Annotated in this window: 16 protein-coding genes, 3 tRNA genes and 1 pseudogene; 15 read left to right on the plus strand and 5 right to left on the minus strand. The window is 70.0% G+C overall.

Features of this window, described 5'->3' with window-relative positions; all coding sequences use genetic code 11:
* The first annotated feature begins 5 nt into the window (after window positions 1–5).
* The 5 genes from ACQEWB_RS28365 (at window position 6) to ACQEWB_RS28385 (ending at window position 5,185) form a co-directional block, all read left to right on the plus strand.
* Window positions 6–1,580: an NADH-quinone oxidoreductase subunit M gene (locus tag ACQEWB_RS28365; RefSeq protein WP_432835815.1), complete on the plus strand. Its 1,575-nt coding sequence runs from the start codon at window positions 6–8 to the stop codon at window positions 1,578–1,580.
* Window positions 1,577–3,094, plus strand: coding sequence for an NADH-quinone oxidoreductase subunit N (locus ACQEWB_RS28370; RefSeq protein ID WP_432835817.1), 1,518 nt, complete (start codon window positions 1,577–1,579; stop codon window positions 3,092–3,094). The genes ACQEWB_RS28365 and ACQEWB_RS28370 overlap by 4 nt, the downstream gene beginning before the upstream one ends.
* Window positions 3,095–3,288: 194 nt before the next feature.
* Window positions 3,289–4,152: a zinc metalloprotease HtpX gene (htpX, locus tag ACQEWB_RS28375; protein WP_432835819.1), complete on the plus strand. Its 864-nt coding sequence runs from the start codon at window positions 3,289–3,291 to the stop codon at window positions 4,150–4,152.
* Window positions 4,149–4,541: a YccF domain-containing protein gene (locus ACQEWB_RS28380; protein ID WP_432835821.1), complete on the plus strand. Its 393-nt coding sequence runs from the start codon at window positions 4,149–4,151 to the stop codon at window positions 4,539–4,541. Before htpX ends, ACQEWB_RS28380 begins: the two co-directional genes overlap by 4 nt.
* A 77-nt stretch (window positions 4,542–4,618) precedes the next feature.
* Window positions 4,619–5,185, plus strand: a complete 567-nt coding sequence (locus ACQEWB_RS28385; RefSeq protein WP_432835823.1) for an SMI1/KNR4 family protein — start codon at window positions 4,619–4,621, stop codon at window positions 5,183–5,185.
* A 141-nt stretch (window positions 5,186–5,326) separates the two neighbouring features.
* On the opposite strand, the gene ACQEWB_RS28390 is transcribed toward ACQEWB_RS28385, so the two are convergent.
* Complete coding sequence (locus ACQEWB_RS28390) at window positions 5,327–6,586, minus strand: APC family permease (RefSeq protein WP_432835828.1); 1,260 nt, start codon at window positions 6,584–6,586, stop codon at window positions 5,327–5,329.
* Window positions 6,587–6,808: 222 nt separating this feature from the next.
* On the opposite strand from ACQEWB_RS28390, the gene ACQEWB_RS28395 reads away from it, so the two are divergent.
* Window positions 6,809–7,075, plus strand: a complete 267-nt coding sequence (locus ACQEWB_RS28395; RefSeq protein ID WP_432835830.1) for a GlsB/YeaQ/YmgE family stress response membrane protein — start codon at window positions 6,809–6,811, stop codon at window positions 7,073–7,075.
* Window positions 7,076–7,180: 105 nt separating this feature from the next.
* On the opposite strand, the gene ACQEWB_RS28400 is transcribed toward ACQEWB_RS28395, so the two are convergent.
* Entirely contained in the window at window positions 7,181–7,669 is a 489-nt protein-coding gene (locus ACQEWB_RS28400; protein ID WP_383420566.1) for a YajQ family cyclic di-GMP-binding protein, read from the minus strand.
* 226 nt (window positions 7,670–7,895) lie between these two features.
* On the opposite strand from ACQEWB_RS28400, the gene ACQEWB_RS28405 reads away from it, so the two are divergent.
* Window positions 7,896–7,977 (plus strand) — tRNA-Tyr (locus tag ACQEWB_RS28405).
* Between the two features lie 212 nt (window positions 7,978–8,189).
* Here ACQEWB_RS28405 and ACQEWB_RS28410 read toward each other — a convergent pair.
* Window positions 8,190–10,673: an MFS transporter gene (locus tag ACQEWB_RS28410; protein WP_432835833.1), complete on the minus strand. Its 2,484-nt coding sequence runs from the start codon at window positions 10,671–10,673 to the stop codon at window positions 8,190–8,192.
* A gap of 298 nt (window positions 10,674–10,971) precedes the next feature.
* Here ACQEWB_RS28410 and ACQEWB_RS28415 point away from each other — a divergent pair, with 298 nt between their 5' ends.
* Window positions 10,972–11,184 carry a hypothetical protein gene (locus tag ACQEWB_RS28415; protein WP_432835835.1) on the plus strand — a complete coding sequence of 71 codons (213 nt, stop codon included), beginning with the start codon at window positions 10,972–10,974 and terminating at the stop codon, window positions 11,182–11,184.
* Between the two features lie 91 nt (window positions 11,185–11,275).
* Here ACQEWB_RS28415 and ACQEWB_RS28420 read toward each other — a convergent pair whose 3' ends face one another.
* Together ACQEWB_RS28420 and ACQEWB_RS28425 are read right to left on the minus strand one after the other, a co-directional pair.
* Window positions 11,276–11,932 (minus strand): NAD(P)H-binding protein, encoded by a 657-nt coding sequence (locus tag ACQEWB_RS28420; RefSeq protein WP_432835837.1) that lies wholly within the window; start codon window positions 11,930–11,932, stop codon window positions 11,276–11,278.
* A gap of 525 nt (window positions 11,933–12,457) precedes the next feature.
* On the minus strand, window positions 12,458–13,819 hold the full coding sequence (locus tag ACQEWB_RS28425; RefSeq protein ID WP_432835839.1) for an amidohydrolase family protein: 1,362 nt from the start codon (window positions 13,817–13,819) through the stop codon (window positions 12,458–12,460).
* Window positions 13,820–14,109: 290 nt separating this feature from the next.
* Here ACQEWB_RS28425 and ACQEWB_RS28430 point away from each other — a divergent pair.
* From ACQEWB_RS28430 to ACQEWB_RS28460, 7 genes and pseudogenes are all read left to right on the plus strand, one after another.
* A tRNA-Thr gene (locus ACQEWB_RS28430) sits at window positions 14,110–14,182 on the plus strand.
* A 46-nt stretch (window positions 14,183–14,228) separates the two neighbouring features.
* Window positions 14,229–14,301, plus strand: a tRNA-Met gene (locus ACQEWB_RS28435).
* 89 nt (window positions 14,302–14,390) lie between these two features.
* The gene (gene rpmG / locus ACQEWB_RS28440) at window positions 14,391–14,555 is read left to right on the plus strand and encodes a 50S ribosomal protein L33 (RefSeq protein ID WP_003948671.1); all 165 of its coding nucleotides are present in this window, start codon (window positions 14,391–14,393) and stop codon (window positions 14,553–14,555) included.
* Between the two features lie 159 nt (window positions 14,556–14,714).
* Window positions 14,715–15,167 (plus strand): FAS1-like dehydratase domain-containing protein, encoded by a 453-nt coding sequence (locus ACQEWB_RS28445; protein WP_432835842.1) that lies wholly within the window; start codon window positions 14,715–14,717, stop codon window positions 15,165–15,167.
* Window positions 15,168–15,175: 8 nt separating this feature from the next.
* Window positions 15,176–15,604, plus strand: coding sequence for a MaoC family dehydratase (locus ACQEWB_RS28450; protein WP_432844052.1), 429 nt, complete (start codon window positions 15,176–15,178; stop codon window positions 15,602–15,604).
* Window positions 15,605–15,773: 169 nt separating this feature from the next.
* A pseudogene (locus ACQEWB_RS28455) lies at window positions 15,774–15,893 on the plus strand (GntR family transcriptional regulator); the annotation flags it as partial.
* A gap of 165 nt (window positions 15,894–16,058) precedes the next feature.
* On the plus strand, window positions 16,059–16,628 hold the full coding sequence (locus tag ACQEWB_RS28460) for a TetR/AcrR family transcriptional regulator (RefSeq protein WP_432835844.1): 570 nt from the start codon (window positions 16,059–16,061) through the stop codon (window positions 16,626–16,628).
* The last annotated feature ends 105 nt before the right edge of the window (window positions 16,629–16,733 follow it).

A 16,733-nucleotide genomic window follows, 5' to 3' on the forward strand; every position in this document is an offset into this window, starting at 1 on the left:
CAGGCGTGATCGATATCAGCGAATCCGTGATGCAGTTCCTTCTGGCGTTCGTCGTCGTCGGCCCGCTCCTCGGCGCCGTCGCCGCTCTGCTGCCCGCCCCGCCCGGGCTGAAGGGGAAGTCGCCCGAGCAGGCCGTACTGCGCCACGGCGTGACCGTGACCGGCGCGATCCTCATCGCCGCGATCGTCCTCGCGCTCGGCTTCGACCACGACCACCCGTCGAAGATGCAGGCCACGACCGACATCAGCTGGATCCCCGCACTCGACGTGCGGATCCACCTCGGCATCGACGGCATCTCCCTCCCCCTTCTGGTCCTGACCGCGCTGCTGACCTTCCTCTGCGCGCTCTACTCGTACTTCAAGATGCCTGCGGGCCCGACCCCGAAGGCCTTCGTCGCACTGGTACTGGTCCTGGAGTCCGGCACCCTCGCGAGCTTCGCCGTCCTCGATCTGCTGCTGTTCTTCCTCGCGTTCGAGACGGTCCTCATCCCGATGTACTTCCTCATCGCCCGCTGGGGCGGCGAGGGCAGGACCCAGGCCGCCTGGCGGTTCATCCTCTACACGCTGCTCGGTTCGGTCGTCATGCTGCTCGGCCTGCTCCTGATCGGAATCAAGGCGGGCACATTCGACATGGTGGCACTCGCCACTGACAACGGCCGGTCGCTGACCGCATCCGTGCAGGTCATCGCTGTTCTGGCCATCGGGATCGGGCTCGCGGTGAAGACGCCGATGTGGCCCCTGCACAGCTGGCTGCCGGACGCCCACACCGCCGCGCCGACCGTCGGCTCGGTCCTGCTGGCCGGCGTCCTGCTGAAGATGGGTACCTACGGATTCATCCGGATCCTCCTGCCCATCGCGCCGGACGGTTTCCACACCTTCGCGCCCTACCTCGCCGCCTTCGCCGTCGTCGGGATCATCTACGGATCCCTGGCCTGTCTGGCGCTCGCCAAGCGCGGCGCCAAGGGCGACCTCAAGCGCCTCATCGCCTACTCCTCCGTCGGCCACATGGGCTTCGTCCTGCTCGGCATCGCGACCATGACCCCGACCGGCGTGAACGGCGCCCTGTTCGCCAACATCGCCCACGGCCTCATCACCGGCCTCCTGTTCTTCCTGGTCGGCGCGCTCAAGGACCGCACGGGCACGACCGACCTGGACACCCTCGCCGAGGAGACCGGCGCGGCGCTCTACGGCAAGGCCCCCCGCCTCGGTGGCCTGCTCGCCTTCGCCGCGGTGGCCTCCCTGGGCCTTCCGGGCCTGGCCGGCTTCTGGGGCGAGATGCTCGCGCTCTTCGGCGCGTTCAAACCGGCCGCCGACCTCAGCCGCCCCGCCTTCCTCACCTTCATGGCGATCGCGGCCTTCGGCACCCTCCTCACGGCCGCGTACATGCTCGCCGTGGTCCGCCGGGTCTGCATGGGCGCCGTATCGCAGGAAGCGCCGCGGCTCGCCGACGTCCAGACGTACGAGTTCGCGGCCTGGACCCCGCTCGTCGCCCTCACCGTCGTCGCCGGGCTGTGGCCCAAGGCACTCCTCGGCCTGACCGACCCGGCCGTACAGCAGCTCCTCGCAGGAGGCACCCGATGAGCTCTCTGGCCCAGTCGCCGACCCTGCTCGTCGTCCAGTCCGTCGACTGGCTAGCCATCGCGCCGCCCACCCTCGCGGCGGTCGTAGGGCTCGCCGTCCTCGTCGCGGACCTGTTCGTACCGCAGGCGCGCAAGCCCCTCCTCGGCTGGTTCTCCGTGGCCGGCCTGGCCGCGGCGGCGTTGCTGCTCCTGCCGCTGCTGGACGGCGACCGCGGCACCTTCTGCGTGAGCACGCACGCGTGCAGCTACACCGCCGACCGCTTCACCCTGGTCATCCAGTTCCTGGTCCTCGGCGGTGCCCTCCTCGCCGCCCTTCTCTCGGTGACGGCGCTCAAGGACGAGAGAAAGCAACTCCCCGAAGGGGAGTACTGGTTCCTCCTGCTCTCCTCCGCGGCCGGCGCGGCCCTCCTGCCCGCCTCCCGGGACCTCGCGACCCTGATCGTCGCCCTGGAGGTCGCCTCGCTGCCCGCCTTCGCCTTGGTCGGCATCCGGCACGGCGACAAGAAGTCCTCGGAAGCGGCCCTGAAGTTCTTCCTGTCGTCGGTCACCGCGACCGCCGTCAGCCTCATGGGCATCAGCTTCGTGTACGCCTCCACAGGCACCCTCTACCTCACCCAGGTCGCCGACCGGATCCAGCACGTCGACGGACAGCTCCACACGCTCGCCCAGACCGGCGTCGTCCTCACCCTGGTCGGCTTCGCCTTCAAGACGGCCGCCGTGCCCTTCCACTTCTGGGTGCCCGACACCTATGTGGGCGCGCCGCTCCCGATCGCCGCCTACTTGTCCGTCGTCGGCAAGGCGGTCGGCTTCTCCGGCCTGATCCTCGTCACGGTCGTCGCCTTCCCGTCGTACGCCGACGTCTGGGGCCCCGCGCTGGCGGCGCTGGCCGCGCTCACCATGACCGTCGGCAACGTGGGCGCCCTGCGCCAGCAGGCCACGCGCGCGTACAGCGCGGTACGCCTGCTCGCCTGGTCCTCGGTGGGCCAGGCCGGCTACCTCCTCGTACCGATCGCCGCGGCCGCCTACTCCGACGACGCCGAGCACTCCATCGGCTCCACGGTGGCGTACGCCCTCATGTACGCCGCCGTGAACCTCGGCGCGTTCGCGGTGGCCGCACTGGTGGGCCGTACGAAGTCCGCGAACCGCATCACCGACTACCGCGGCCTGTACTCGACGAACCCGCTCGCAGCCCTCCTGATGGCCTTCTTCCTGCTCTGCCTGGCCGGACTGCCGCCGGGCATCATCGGCCTGTTCGCCAAGGTCACCGTCTTCTCGGCGGCAGTCGACGCGGGCCTCGGCTGGCTGGCCGTGGTGATGGCCGTCAACGTCGTGATCGCGCTCTTCTACTACCTCCAGTGGACGACCCTGCTGTTCCGCGCCCCCGAGGGCGAACCCGTCCGCCACCGCCTCCCGGCTCCCCTCACGGCGGCGATCACCCTCACCGGTGCCGTCGGCATCGTCCTCTCCGGAGCGCCCCAGCTCGTTCTGCGCTTCGCCGACACCGGCCTCTTCTGAGCGAGCGCCTCCGGTCCGTCACCCGGACGGCCCTCCGGGCGGCCGTACGCACAAGGGAACTAGTGGCCCTCGCCTGGCGTTGACCAGTACGGGAGGGTCCACTGGACGTGACACCACGGCACCAGTGGCACCGGAGACAGCAAACAGGATCGCAAGCAAAGGGTTCCCCTGCTGCACGATTTGGAGGGCGTACCGTGCACCGCCGGCACAACGGGCTAAGGACCGCAGTACTCCTCGGAGGACTGTCCGCCCTCATCATCGTCATCGGCAGCTTCTTCGGCCGCATGGGGCTCGTCGTAGCGGTTCTCGTCGCACTGGGCACGAACGCGTACGCGTACTGGAACAGCGACAAACTGGCTCTACGCGCGATGCGCGCGCGCCCGGTGAGCGAGTTCGAGGCCCCGGCCCTCTACCGCATGGTCCGCGAGCTCTCCACCGAGGCCCGCCAGCCCATGCCCCGCCTGTACATCTCCCCGACGGAAGCGCCCAACGCCTTCGCCACGGGCCGCAATCCGCGCAACGCCGCCGTGTGCTGCACGGAGGGCATCATGCGCATCCTGGACGAGCGCGAACTGCGCGGTGTCATCGGACACGAGCTGAGTCACGTCTACAACCGCGACATCCTCATCTCGTCGGTCGCCGGCGCACTCGCGTCCGTGATCATGTTCCTGGTCAACTTCGCGTGGCTGATCCCGATCGGGCGCTCCGACGACGATGACGGCCCCGGCATCCTGGGCATGCTGCTCATCATGATCCTGGGCCCGCTCGCCGCCAGCCTCATCCAACTGGCCATCAGCCGCTCCAGAGAGTACGAGGCCGACGCGTCCGGCGCCCAGCTGACGGGCGACCCGCTCGCCCTCGCCAGCGCCCTGCGCAAGCTCGAAGTGGGCACCAAGCAACTCCCGTTGCCGCCCGAGCCGCGCATCGAGACGGCGAGCCACATGATGATCGCGAACCCCTTCCGTCCCGGCCAGGGACTCTCCAAGATGTTCTCGACACACCCGCCGATGGCGGAGCGCATCGCCCGGCTCGAGAAGATGGCAGGTCGCCCCCAGTGAAAACCATCCTGAACGTCATTTGGCTCATCCTCAGCGGCTTCTGGCTGTTCCTCGGATACCTCGCCGCGGGCGTCATCCTCTGCATCACGATCATCGGTATCCCGTTCGGCATCGCGGCGTTCCGCATCGGCATCTACGCCCTGTGGCCCTTCGGATACACGACGGTCGAGCGCCGCGACGCCGGCGCGCCCTCCTGCATCGGCAACGTCCTGTGGCTGGTCCTCGCAGGCTGGTGGCTGGCGCTCGCGCACATCGTCACCGGTGTGGTGCTGTGCATCACGATCATCGGCATCCCGTTCGGCATCGCCAACTTCAAGCTGATCCCGGTCTCGCTGCTCCCGCTCGGCCGCGAAATCGTGCCGACGGACCAGCCGTTCGCAACGCGCTGACCAGCTCGGCCGAGTTATCCACAGGCGGTTGTCCACAGGCCGGCCCGATTGTCAGTGGCGGCTTGCATCATGAACCCATGACCGAGAACGAGCAGTTGCTGGCACGGGTGGCCGCCAAGGCACACAACACCCGCCCGTGGGGCTGGACTTCCCTCCCGGCGCCCGTGGACGCGGCCGTCCTGGCCCGCGCCGAGGCCGCCCTGGACTTTTCCCTGCCCTCACTGCTCGCCGACCTGTACCTGCGGATAGGGGACGGCGGATTCGGCCCGGAGTACGGCCTGTTGCCCCTCCTGGACAGCCCACCCGCCGGCGAGCCCGCCGCCGTCGCCCAGTACCTCACCAACCGCGCCGACGCCCTCCAGGACCCCGACTGGCCCTGGCCCGAGGGAGTCCTGCCGATATCCCACTGGGGCTGCGCGATGTACGCGTGCGTGGACTGCCGCGCCCCGGAAGCCACCGTCCTGCTCTTCGAACCGAACGCGGGCGAAGCCGACCACGCCTGGTACGTCGACGCCCCGAGCCTGACCGACTGGCTGCACACCTGGGTCGATGGCACAGGCTGGTACGAGGAGACGAGTGAGGGGCTGGACCTGCCGCCCTGGGACGACTTCCCCATACGCACGACACGGGCGCAGGCGTCCTGACGGGAGCGGTCCAGGTCGTACGGCGGTGGTTGGCGACGAGCCCGTACGACGGTGCAGTAGACGGCACTTGTACGGCGTCGTAGCCGACCGCCGGTGCAGGCGGCCGCGGCCCGGCTGGCCCTGCCCGTGGTCCGCGGTGCCCTACGCCCGTCGCCTTCCAGCCACCCACCGCCGCAAGCCGTACGCCACCACACCCACCGCCAGCACCCCGACACCTACGACCACCGAGACCCCCGGCAACGAGAACGCCAGCACCGCGCATCCGACCAGCCCGAGTGCGGGAAGCGCCCGAGCCGTAGGAGCCGAACTCAGCGTCCAGGCCGATGCGTTGGCCACGGCGTAGTACGCCAGCACACCGAAGGAGGAGAAGCCGATCGCGCCCCGGACGTCCACCCTGGCGGCCAGGAGGGCGACCACCGTACCCACGGCCAGTTCGGCCCGGTGCGGCACCTGGAAACGCGGATGCACGGCCGACAGCGCGCCGGGCAGATGCCGGTCGCGGGCCATGGCCAGCGTCGTGCGTGAGACGCCCAGGATCAGGGCGAGCAGCGAGCCCAGTGCGGCCACGGCAGCGCCCACCCGCACCACCGGCACCAAGCCCGGCACCCCGGCCGCCCGTACCGCGTCGACCAGCGGAGCACCCGCGTGACCGAGACCGTCGGCCCCCAGCACGGAAAGGACGGACACCGCCACACACACGTACACGGCCAGCGCGATGCCCAGAGCGAGGGGGATCGCGCGAGGGATCGTGCGCGCCGGATCCCGTACCTCCTCGCCCAGGGTCGCGATACGCGCGTACCCCGCGAAGGCGAAGAACAGCAGACCGGCCGCCTCCAGCACCCCGCCCACGCCGCCCGAGGCCCCGACGTCCAGGCGCCCGGCGTCGGACGCCCCCGACCCCAGACACACGACCACCACGGAAGCGAGGACAGCCAGCACCACCGCCACGATCGCCCGCGTCAGCCAGGCGGACTTCTGGACGCCGCCGTAGTTCACCGCCGTCAGTGCCACCACGGCAGCGACCGCGACGGCGTGCGCCTGCCCCGGCCAGACGTACGCGCCCACGGTGAGCGCCATCGCCGCACAGGAGGCCGTCTTCCCGACCACGAACGACCAGCCCGCGAGATAACCCCAGAACGGCCCGAGCCGCTCGCGCCCGTACACGTACGTGCCGCCGGAGGCCGGATACAGCGCGGCCAGCCGGGCCGACGACGTGGCGTTGCAGTAGGCGACCACGGCGGCGACCGCGAGGCCGAGCAGCAGTCCGGAGCCGGCCGCGCGCGCCGCGGGCCCCAGGGCGGCGAAGATCCCGGCCCCGATCATCGAGCCGAGGCCGATGACCACGGCGTCCCCGACCCCCAGGGTGCGCCGCAGTTCGGAGGCGGAACCGGGCTGTGTCATGTCCCGCACCCTACTGATCGCTGCAACCGAGGAGTGCCATCGTGACGTCCTGTTCAGCAACAGAGCACGACAAGCGCGCGACGTACCGGCCGTACAGGCGTTTCGGGCCGAACGGCACGCGCGATGCAGCACGGGCGAACGTCGCACGACGCACAGCCTGTCCGCACCGAAATCTCACCGTTCGGACAGTGCAAGCACAGCGTGAGAGGGCAGGTTCACGGCATGACGATCATCAGCTGGATCATCCTGGGGCTGTTGGCCGGGGCCATCGCCAAGTTCCTGCTGCCGGGCCGCGACCCGGGCGGCTTCATCGGCACGACGCTCATCGGTGTCGCGGGCGCGTTCATAGGCGGCTGGATCTCGGCCCGCTGGCTGGACCATCCGATCACGAAGAGCTTCTACGACGGAGCGACCTGGGCCGCGGCGATCGGCGGCTCGCTGGTCCTCCTGGTCGCCTACCGCATCCTGTTCGGCAACTCGCGCAACTGAGCACGGCAGAGCACACCCCCGGACCGCAGCCAGCAGGCGAGAAGGGTGGGCACCGACGGGTGCCCACCCTTTCTCGTACGACCGTCCTGCTCGGCAGCCGGCGGCTTACCGGTAGTTCACGAACTGCAGCGCGAAGTCGAAGTCCTTTCCCTTCAGGAGGGCGATCACGGCCTGCAGGTCGTCACGGCTCTTCGAGCTGACGCGCAGTTCGTCGCCCTGGACCTGAGCCTTGATGCCCTTGGGGCCCTCATCGCGGATGATCTTCGCCACCTTCTTCGCGTTGTCCTGGGAGATGCCCTCCTCGATCGAGGCGAAGATCTTGTACTCCTTGCCGGACAGCTGCGGCTCACCGGCGTCCAGGGCCTTCAGCGAGATGCCGCGCTTGATCAGCTTGGACTGGAAGACGTCGAGGACGGCGTTGACCCGGTCCTCGGAGTTCGCCTCCATCAGGATCTTGTCGCCGGACCACGAGATCGAGGCACCCACGCCCTTGAAGTCGTAGCGCTGAGAGATCTCCTTGGCGGCCTGGTTGAGGGCGTTGTCGACCTCCTGCCGCTCGACCTTCGAGACGATGTCGAAACTGGAGTCGGCCATGTCCTGTGGCTCCTTGTATCGGGGTGCGTGTTGGGTGCGTACCGGCGGGCGTGGGGGTGGCCGCCGAGCCCGGCGTGGAACCCGGGCCGCATCCGCACAAGCCTAGCCACCCGTGGTCCCCCGAGCGCAGATCAATCGGGTGGCGAAGCACCCCTCGGCATCGGGTATTGTTTACGTCGTTGCCACGGAGCACCGCCGAATAGCGGTTCGAACGGCAGCAAACCCCGGCGGTGTGCCCGAGCGGCCAAAGGGAGCAGACTGTAAATCTGCCGGCTCAGCCTTCCCAGGTTCGAATCCTGGCGCCGCCACTCTGGGGAAGACCCCCTCCACCTCGCGGAGACGCGAAATGGAGGGGGTCTCTTCGTGTGCGCGATGCCCGATGCCTGGGCCCGCGTCCGTGCCTGCCCTCGTGTCCGCCCGGCATGGGCCCGCACGGGCACCCTCCGCTCAGGGTGTCCGTGCGGACCCATGCCGGGATGGCGCGGCCCGGTGCCCGGCGCCGTACCTCCGCGCTGCCGAACTACTCTCCGCTGTGGGCGAGTTCGATGTCGTGCTCGTCGATGTCGCCGCCCGACACCGACACCGTGGCCGCTTGCGGCGGGTAGCCCGTCGCGATGACCGTGTACGCGCCGCTGTCCAGGTCGGAGAAGGCGTACGCGCCGTCCAGGCCGGTTCGGGTGGTCGCGACCACGTTGCCCGCCGCGTCCACCAGCGTTACCCGAGCGTCGGAAAGCGGGGCGCCCGAGCCGCGTACCGTGCCCCGCACATGGGCGCCGGGGCGGAGTTCGACCTCTATCCGCGTCGTCCCCGCGCCGCCCACCTCGACGGGCAGGGCCAGCGGGCGGTGCTTGGGGGAGTTGACGGCCAGCGTCACGGTTCCCGGCACCAGGTCGGTGACGTGGAACTCGCCCAGCACGTCGGTCCGCGCCGCGGCCAGCACATCGCCCCGCACATCGGTCACGATGACCACCGCGTCGGCGACCGGCGCCCCGCTGTCGGCGCCCCGCACCAGCCCCGCGAGCCCGCTCGTGCCGCTCAGCAGGACGTCGTACGACATCGCCGTGTCCGCGACGACGAGCGTGGAGGCCCGCGGCTGGTAGCCGTCGGCGGAGGCGATCAGGACGTACGAACCCCCGCTCGGCGCGTCCACACCGTACGAACCGTCGGCCCGCGACACCGACCGGCTCAGCTGCTTCCCGCCGAGCGAGATCAGCGTGATCGCCGAACCGGCCACCGGAACGCGCTCCGCCCCGAACACCCGCCCGCTCACCGGGATTCCGACCCCGGCCCGCTCACCGGCTCCGACGGATGCCCCGGACGCTCCTGCGGGTGTCCCAGACACTCCCGCGGATGCCCCGGAAACGCCAACGGGTGCCTCCGAAAATCCCACCGCTGTCTCGGGAACTCCATTGGGACGAGCCCCCGTACCGCCGACTCCGGACCTCCCACCGACAAGCTCCTTGCCATCGATCGCAGCCGCAGCCGCAGCCGAAGCCGAAGCCGCGGTCGCAGTCGTAGACGCCCCGCCAGCCGGCCCACTCCCGGCACCGACCCCGCCCCCGGCTTCAGCCGCCGCCGCACCCGCCGCCCCATGCCGTGGAATGAACGACGCCACCGCGAACGCCAGCAGCGCCGCGCCGCCGCCCACTGCCAGGACCGTCCGGAAGCCGTTCTCCGAAGGGAGTGCGACCGAGCCGAGGTTCGTCGTCATCTGGGAGAGGATCACGCCGGCCACGGCGCTCGCCGTCGACGTACCGATGGACCGCATCAGCGTGTTCAGGCTGTTCGCCGCGCCCGACTGCGACGGCGGCACCGCGCCCATGATCAGCGCGGGCATCGCGCCGTACGTGAAGCCGATGCCGGAGCCGATGACGCAGGAGACGAGGACGAACTGCCAGACCTCCGACATGAACAGGATCTGCACGCCGTAGCCCGCGGCCACGATCAGCGAGCCCAGCATCAGGCTGGTCTTCGGGCCCTTGGCCTTGGACAGGGCCGCGGAGACCGGCGCGATCGCCATCATGACCAGGCCGGACGGGGCCATGACCAGGCCGGCGGTGAGGAGGGACTTGCCCAGGCCGTAGCCGGTCGCCTCAGGCAACTGCAGGAGCTGCGGAAGCACCAGGGACATCGCGAACATGCCGAAGCCGAGGGCGATCGAGGCGAGGTTGGTGACCAGGACCTGCCGGCGGGCGGTGGTGCGCAGGTCGACCAGCGGCTGCGGGGTGCGCAGCTCGTACCAGCCCCACAGCAGCAGGACCACCACGGCCGACCCGAACAGGCCGAGCGTCGTACCGCTGCCCCAGCCCCAGTCGGCGCCCTTCGAGATCGCCAGCAACAGGCAGGCCAGCCCGGCCGCCATCCCGATCCCGCCGACCACGTCGAAACGGCCGCCTGTCCGCACCTTGGACTCGGGGACCACGAACAGAACAAGCAGCAGCGCTACGACGCCCATCCCGGCCGAGCTCCAGAACAGCACATGCCAGTCGAAGTTGTCCGCGATCAGCGCCGCCGCGGGCAGACCGAGCGCCGCGCCGACGCCGAGCGAGGCGCTCATCATCGCGGTGGCCGAACCGAGCCGTTCGGCTGGCAGTTCGTCCCGCATGATGCTGATGCCGAGCGGGATCACACCACCGGCCATGCCCTGAAGGACACGTCCGACGATCATCGGCGCCAGCGAGTCGCTGAGCGCGGCCGTGACCGAACCGACGATCAGCAGGACCAGGCTGGCCAGGAGCATGCGGCGCTTGCCGTACATGTCGCCGAGCCGCCCCATCATCGGGACCGCCACGGCGGCGGCGAGCAGGGTGGCGGTGACGGCCCAGGCGGTGTCGGACGCCGGGGCGTTCAGGAGCTTCGGCAGCTCCGGGACGATCGGGATCACCAGGGTCTGCATCAGCGAGACCACGATCCCGCCGAAGGCCAGGACCGCTACGACGGCATTGGCCCGCGGCGCTGCGGACACCACCCCGTCGTCGGCGGGTCGGGGGAGTGCGTGGGACATGGTCGGCCCTCCGTAGGCGTGGGGCATCGGGTGTGCACGACAGACTTACGCTAAGTCAGTTGATTGACTTAAGCAAGCAGGGTCGGATTCGGTGGGGGATGGGTGAAGGCTTCGGGGGGGGAGAGAGAGGCTTCCGGGTGACGGGTGACGGGTGACAGGTGGCGGGCCCGGGGGACAGGAGGGGCCGCCATTCCCGGCCCGCCCCGCCTGCCGCCATTCCCGGCCCGCCCCGCCCGCCCGCGTGAAACCCGGCTCTCCACTCCGCTCAACACGCCTTCGCCCGGGGCACACTGACCCCATGTCCACTCGTCGCAGACGCTGCCCCGAATGCCGCCGCGAGATCGCCGTCGTCGCCGGCCGTTTCGCCCGGCACGACCCGCCCGGCGCGCGCGAGAACGGCGAACTCGTCTCCTGCCCCGGCTCCCGCCGCCAGGCCCAACTCGGCGCGGCCCAGCCCTCCTTGGACGGCTACGTCGTCCCCGACATCCCGGGCCAGATGCCCCTGTTCTGACCGATGGCGCCGGCCCCCTGTGGCCCCTACGGACGGCCTCCTGCTACCGGCTATTGCACTGCCCGGGACCGGAACACCCCTCGCCGGACCCTCAGTTCCCGGCCACCGACTTCACCGCCACCGACACCGGCGTCGACCCACCGATCAGCTCCAGGGTCAGCCCGGCCGTCGCGGGAGTCTCCAACAACTCCGCCAGTACGGCGGCCACGTCGTCGCGCGAGATCGGGCCGCGCCCCGTGTGCGCCTCCAGCCGGACGAGCCCGGTGCCGACGTCGTTCGTGAGCATCCCGGGGCGCAGGATCGTCCAGTCCAGTGCGTCCAGATTCTGGATGTACGCGTCCGCCGCGCCCTTCGCACGCTGGTAGACGTCGAACACGTCGTCCCCCTTGTGCGTGGGATCCGCGCCCATCGACGAAACGACCACGTGTCGTCGTACACCCGCCCGAACCGCCGCGTCCGCGAACAGGATCGCGGCCGCCTTGTCCACCGTGTCCTTGCGGGCCGCCCCACTGCCCGGCCCCGCGCCCGCCGCGAAGACCGCCGCGTCCGCGCCCTGCAGATGCGCCGCGACCTCCTCGGCCGTAGAGGACTCCAGATCCAGCAGGACCGGTTCGGCACCGGCCGCCCTGAGGTCGTCGCCCTGCTCGGCGTGGCGGATGATGCCCGCTACCTCTTCCCCGCGCGCGGCGAGCAGCCGCTCCAGCCGCAACGCGATCTGACCATGACCACCAGCGATGACAATGCGCATGTCTCCGACCGTACGCCCGGACGGCCGCATCCGCCGCACGGCTTGAGCGGCGCCTCAGGGGGCGCGCGGGAAGAGCACACGCGCTGAGCGCACAAGCCTGCACCTCACGCGCCCCGCGCGCGAGCCGACGTCACCCGCTCCCGGCGCGCAATCCGATGGCGCGCGCCCTCGTAGCGCGAGTGGAGCGCACACCACCTCGCGCAAGCCCTACACGCTCACTCCCAGCGCACGCCGGGCCCTCGCAACCCGAAAAGCCCCCGGCGTGCATCACCGGCGTGCGCGCCCGGCGCGCGCCCCTACACCATGCGCCCCCAACGCGAGCGCACGCCCCAGCTCACAGACCCACGCGCACTTCTGAACACGCACCCACTGGACACGCACCCCACGCACCCACGCACCCCCGCGCCCACGCACCTCTGCACCCACTCAGGCGTGTCACTACGCGAACCCGCCCCCACCCCCACCCCCACCCCAGCCCCGCCCCGAGAACGCCCCCGTCCCCACCCACCGTCAACTCAACTCAACTCAGCTCAACGCACCCCGCCCCTGCCGAGGCAGCCCCAACTCCGCGGCCGCGGCCGAGTTGCAGTACTCCCGTACCGCGCTGGTCCGCGCAACCACCCGCCCCCGGTGCACCACGATCCGGCTGTAGGCCAACGACAGCGCTCCGGCCAGCCGATCACCCCGCACCGCGAGCAACTCGGCGGGGAAACCGGCCTCCACGCGCACCTCGGGCAGGCCGAGTGCCGCGCGGGCCGAGGTGCTGACGGCGTCGTAGGCGTCCTCGGGTCGCAAGCCGTAGCGGGACGCCAGTAGATACGCCGCCTCCAACGGGTCCCCGCGCCCCACGGGGTTGGAGACGTCCCGAAGTGCGCCGCTGCCCGCGGCGACCCGTACCCCGGCGGCGCGCAGCAGCCGTACCGGAGCCGTGCCGCGTCGGTCGGTGCCGCCGCAGCCGCCCTGGGGCAGGCAGACGACCGTCACACCGGCCGCCGCGAGCTGGTCGGCGATGCGGGCGGCTGCCTCGGCGGGCAGGCGGCCGAGGTCGCCGCAGGGGCCGAGCGTCACCCCGGGGCGCAGCCCGCCGGCCATCGCGGCGAGGCGGGCGAGGCGGGCCGGGTCGGCGGCGTCGGTGTGCAGGTCGACCGGGCAGCCGTGCTCGGAGGCGACCTCCAGGACCGCCTCCACGTACCCCGTCGGATCGGGATCCAGGTCCGGACAGCCGCCCACCACCGACGCCCCCATCTTCACGGCGTCCCGCAGCACCGCGAGCCCGTCCGCCCCGGCGACCCCGGTCAGGACGCGCGGCATCGCGACGGCCGTCAGTTCCGTCAGCCCGCGCAGCGAACGCCGAGCCCGCAGTACGGCGGCCAGCGCGCCCAGCCCCTGGACGTCGCCCACGCGCACGTGTGCCCGCAGCGCGGTCGCCCCGTGCCCGAGCTGTAGCAGCGCCGCCTCCGTCGCCCGGCGCTGTACGTCCTGGGCGTCGTACGAGGCGGGGCCGTCACCGTCGGCGGAGAGCGCGGTGTCGCCGTGGGTGTGCGGTTCGACCGGGGCCGGCAGCAGCAGATAGCCGCTGAGGTCCACGCGCGCTCCGCACGCGCGCGTGCCGTCCGTCGCCAGACTCCCGGCCGTACCGACCGCCTCGATACGCCCACCGCCCAGCCGTACGTCCACGGTCCGGCCGTCGGTCAGCCGCGCCCCGCACAACAGCAACGCGGCCGGATCGCCGGAACTGGAGAAGGAGAAGGCGGAGCCCCCCGAAGAAGCCGACGAAGCCGCCGACCCTGATGATCCGGACGACCCCGACGACCCCGAAGAATGCGAAGAATCCGAAGGGCCCGAGGAGGATGACGAGTGGGGCGGCTGCGGCTGGCTGTCGGGCATCGCGCTCCAGGGGCTCGGGGCTGCACAGGGGGACGCAAGATCACGCAGAGTGAGTCGAGCCTAGGGTGGCGATACACGCGCGGCGGGGAGGAGCGCAATAGTCGTACCGGTGTGGTCCGCCGTACCAAAGAGGCTTCCGTGGCTCGTGGGAGAGCCGGGACACGGGTCCGCAGACGGGCCTGGAGACGAGCCCTGGGAGGGGTCCCGACAGTCGGTGGGACAGGCCGGGACGGGGGCCACGAAACGGATTTGGGTGAACGGCGGCGGACCGTGTAATGTCTTCATCGCTCGCCCCAATAGCTCAGTCGGTAGAGCGTCTCCATGGTAAGGAGAAGGTCTACGGTTCGATTCCGTATTGGGGCTCTGGTGTGAGAGGTCCCCGTCGCGAGGCGGGGCCCGATCGCATCACAGCGGTGTAGCTCAGTCGGTAGAGCAAGCGGCTCATAATCGCTGTGTCACCGGTTCAAGTCCGGTCACCGCTACTGACAGTAGCCGATTGTGGGGTCGGTCCTTCGATCGGCTACTCTTTTATGCGTTAAACCATCCCATCCGTTCGTCAAGGAGCACTCACGTGGCTGCCACCGACGTCCGCCCGAAGATCACGCTGGCCTGCGTGGAGTGCAAGGAGCGGAACTACATCACCAAGAAGAACCGGCGTAACAACCCGGACCGACTGGAGATGAAGAAGCACTGCCCGCGTTGCAACGCGCACACCGCGCACCGCGAAACGCGATAAATCAGGCTCGTACGCGAGGCCGCTCCCGAGAGATCGGGAGCGGCCTCGCGTCGTTTCGTCGACCAGTACCGGTCAGTAGAGCAACCAGGTAGAGCCTGGTTGAGCCAGGTAAAACCAGCAGAGCCAGCAGAGCCAGCAGAGCCAGGAGGTGCCGAGTCCATGGCGCTCGACCAGTCCTTCGTGGGGCGGACCTACCCGCCCACCGATCCCTACGAGGTCGGCCGGGAGAAGATCCGCGAGTTCGCGGAGGCCGTGGGGGACACCAACCCGGTGTACACCGACCCGGAGGCCGCCAAGGCGCTCGGATACGCCGACGTCATCGCCCCGCCGACCTTTGTGTTCTCGATCACCTTCAAGGCGGCCGGACAGGTCGTCGAGGACCCGCAGTTGGGCCTGGACTACAGCCGGGTCGTCCACGGCGACCAGAAGTTCTCGTACGTCCGCCCCGTGCGCGCCGGTGACCGCCTCACCGTCACCTCGACCATCGAGGCGATCAAGTCCCTGGCCGGCAACGACATCGTGGACATTCGTGGCGAGGTCCACGACGAGGCGGGCGAGCATGTCGTGACCGCCTTCACGAAGCTGGTCGCGCGCGCGGCAGAGGAGGCGTGAGGAAGAAGATGACGGCGAAGATCGCATACGACGACGTCGAGGTCGGCACGGAACTGCCCGCGCAGAGCTTCCCCGTGACCCGCGCCACGCTCGTCAAGTACGCCGGCGCCTCCGGGGACTTCAACCCGATCCACTGGAACGAGAAGTTCGCCAAGGAGGTCGGGCTGCCGGACGTCATCGCGCACGGCATGTTCACCATGGCCGAGGCGATCCGTGTGGTCACCGACTGGACCGGCGACCCGGGCGCGATCGTCGAGTACGGCGTCCGCTTCACCAAGCCCGTCGTCGTCCCGAACGACGACCAGGGCGCCCTGATCGAGGTCAGCGCCAAGGTCGCGGCCAAGCTCGACGACAACACGGTCCGCGTGGACCTCACGGCGACGAGCGTGGGCCAGAAGGTGCTGGGGATGTCTCGAGCGGTCGTACGGCTGGCCTGACGACAGGTCCGACCGACGCGTAAGGGGCGCCCTCCATTGCGGGGCGCCCCTTACGCGCATCCTCATGTGACCACCACTCGCATCCTCATGTGGCCACCACTCACATCCTTATGTGGCCACCACTCACATCCTTATGTGACCACCTCGGAAGAAGGAGAGTGCGGGCGACTCCCTTCCGGCAGAGCGACAGGTGGCTGACGATTTCGAGGTCTCCCCGGACACCGTCCAGCAGGTCCTGCGAAGGCTCGTCGACGAGGGGACACTCCCCGCGCGCCAGCGGTCGGAGTAAGCAGGTCGTATCCCCGGGATCGGACGTCCACGCACTCGAAGGGCGTCGCCCCCGGTGGCGTTCCACCGGCTGGTACGCGCGGCCTTCCGGCAGCCGACCGTGTCCGTGAACGGACGCCGGACCACCCCTTGACGTAGTTAGTGATTGAGTACTAACTTACTACCCATGGCCAGGATGAGTGCAGAAGAGAGGCGCGAGAGCGTCATTCGTGCGGCGACCGCGGAGTTCGCTCGCGGTGGCTACTACGGCACGTCGACCGAGGCGATCGCCAAGCGGGTGGGTGTCTCGCAGCCGTATCTCTTCCGGCTCTTCCCGGGCAAGAAGGCGATCTTCCTCGCGGCGTCGCAGCGCTGCATGGAGGACACGATCCGCACCTTCGAGGAGGCCGCCAAGGGGCTGGAGGGCGAAGAGGCCCTGCGTGCCATGGCGAACGCCTACACCGAGGTCATCGCGCAGCACCCCGAGCGGCTGCTGATGCAGATGCAGATGTACGTCACCGTGGCCGCCGCCGAGCAGGCCGGCGACCATGAACTCGGCGAGGACGTACGGGCGGGCTGGATGCGGCTGTGGGACACGGTCCATCTGCCGCTGGGCGCCGAAGTCGAGGAGACGACGACGTTCATGGCGTACGGGATGCTCATCAACTGCCTGGTGGCCATGGGTTTTCCGCCAGAGCACAGAGTCTGGGAGGGGCTGTATCCGGAGGCGCGCGACAAGGGCCGCCTGGGGAAATAGCCCGCACGAGGGCCGGAAGAGGCGCCGCAACCGCCTTTCTGTGCCCGCAAAAGTTAGTAATCAATAACTAATTAAACCGAACCGAGTGAACCGCCCCTGGGGGAG

The sequence above is a fragment of the Streptomyces sp. CA-249302 genome, assembly GCF_050936785.1.
Lineage (GTDB): Bacteria > Actinomycetota > Actinomycetes > Streptomycetales > Streptomycetaceae > Streptomyces.

What these genes read in the sequence shown, in the direction of transcription:
- ACQEWB_RS28385 (WP_432835823.1), top strand. Translation starts at nt 4,619, where the DNA reads ATGACCGAGAACGAGCAGTTGCTGGCACGGGTGGCCGCCAAGGCACAC.
- ACQEWB_RS28415 (WP_432835835.1), top strand. Translation starts at nt 10,972, where the DNA reads ATGTCCACTCGTCGCAGACGCTGCCCCGAATGCCGCCGCGAGATCGCC.
- ACQEWB_RS28410 (WP_432835833.1), bottom strand. Translation starts at nt 10,673, where the DNA reads ATGTCCCACGCACTCCCCCGACCCGCCGACGACGGGGTGGTGTCCGCA.
- ACQEWB_RS28460 (WP_432835844.1), top strand. Translation starts at nt 16,059, where the DNA reads ATGGCCAGGATGAGTGCAGAAGAGAGGCGCGAGAGCGTCATTCGTGCG.
- ACQEWB_RS28445 (WP_432835842.1), top strand. Translation starts at nt 14,715, where the DNA reads ATGGCGCTCGACCAGTCCTTCGTGGGGCGGACCTACCCGCCCACCGAT.
- ACQEWB_RS28420 (WP_432835837.1), bottom strand. Translation starts at nt 11,932, where the DNA reads ATGCGCATTGTCATCGCTGGTGGTCATGGTCAGATCGCGTTGCGGCTG.
- ACQEWB_RS28370 (WP_432835817.1), top strand. Translation starts at nt 1,577, where the DNA reads ATGAGCTCTCTGGCCCAGTCGCCGACCCTGCTCGTCGTCCAGTCCGTC.
- ACQEWB_RS28395 (WP_432835830.1), top strand. Translation starts at nt 6,809, where the DNA reads ATGACGATCATCAGCTGGATCATCCTGGGGCTGTTGGCCGGGGCCATC.
- ACQEWB_RS28400 (WP_383420566.1), bottom strand. Translation starts at nt 7,669, where the DNA reads ATGGCCGACTCCAGTTTCGACATCGTCTCGAAGGTCGAGCGGCAGGAG.
- ACQEWB_RS28390 (WP_432835828.1), bottom strand. Translation starts at nt 6,586, where the DNA reads ATGACACAGCCCGGTTCCGCCTCCGAACTGCGGCGCACCCTGGGGGTC.
- ACQEWB_RS28425 (WP_432835839.1), bottom strand. Translation starts at nt 13,819, where the DNA reads ATGCCCGACAGCCAGCCGCAGCCGCCCCACTCGTCATCCTCCTCGGGC.
- ACQEWB_RS28450 (WP_432844052.1), top strand. Translation starts at nt 15,176, where the DNA reads ATGACGGCGAAGATCGCATACGACGACGTCGAGGTCGGCACGGAACTG.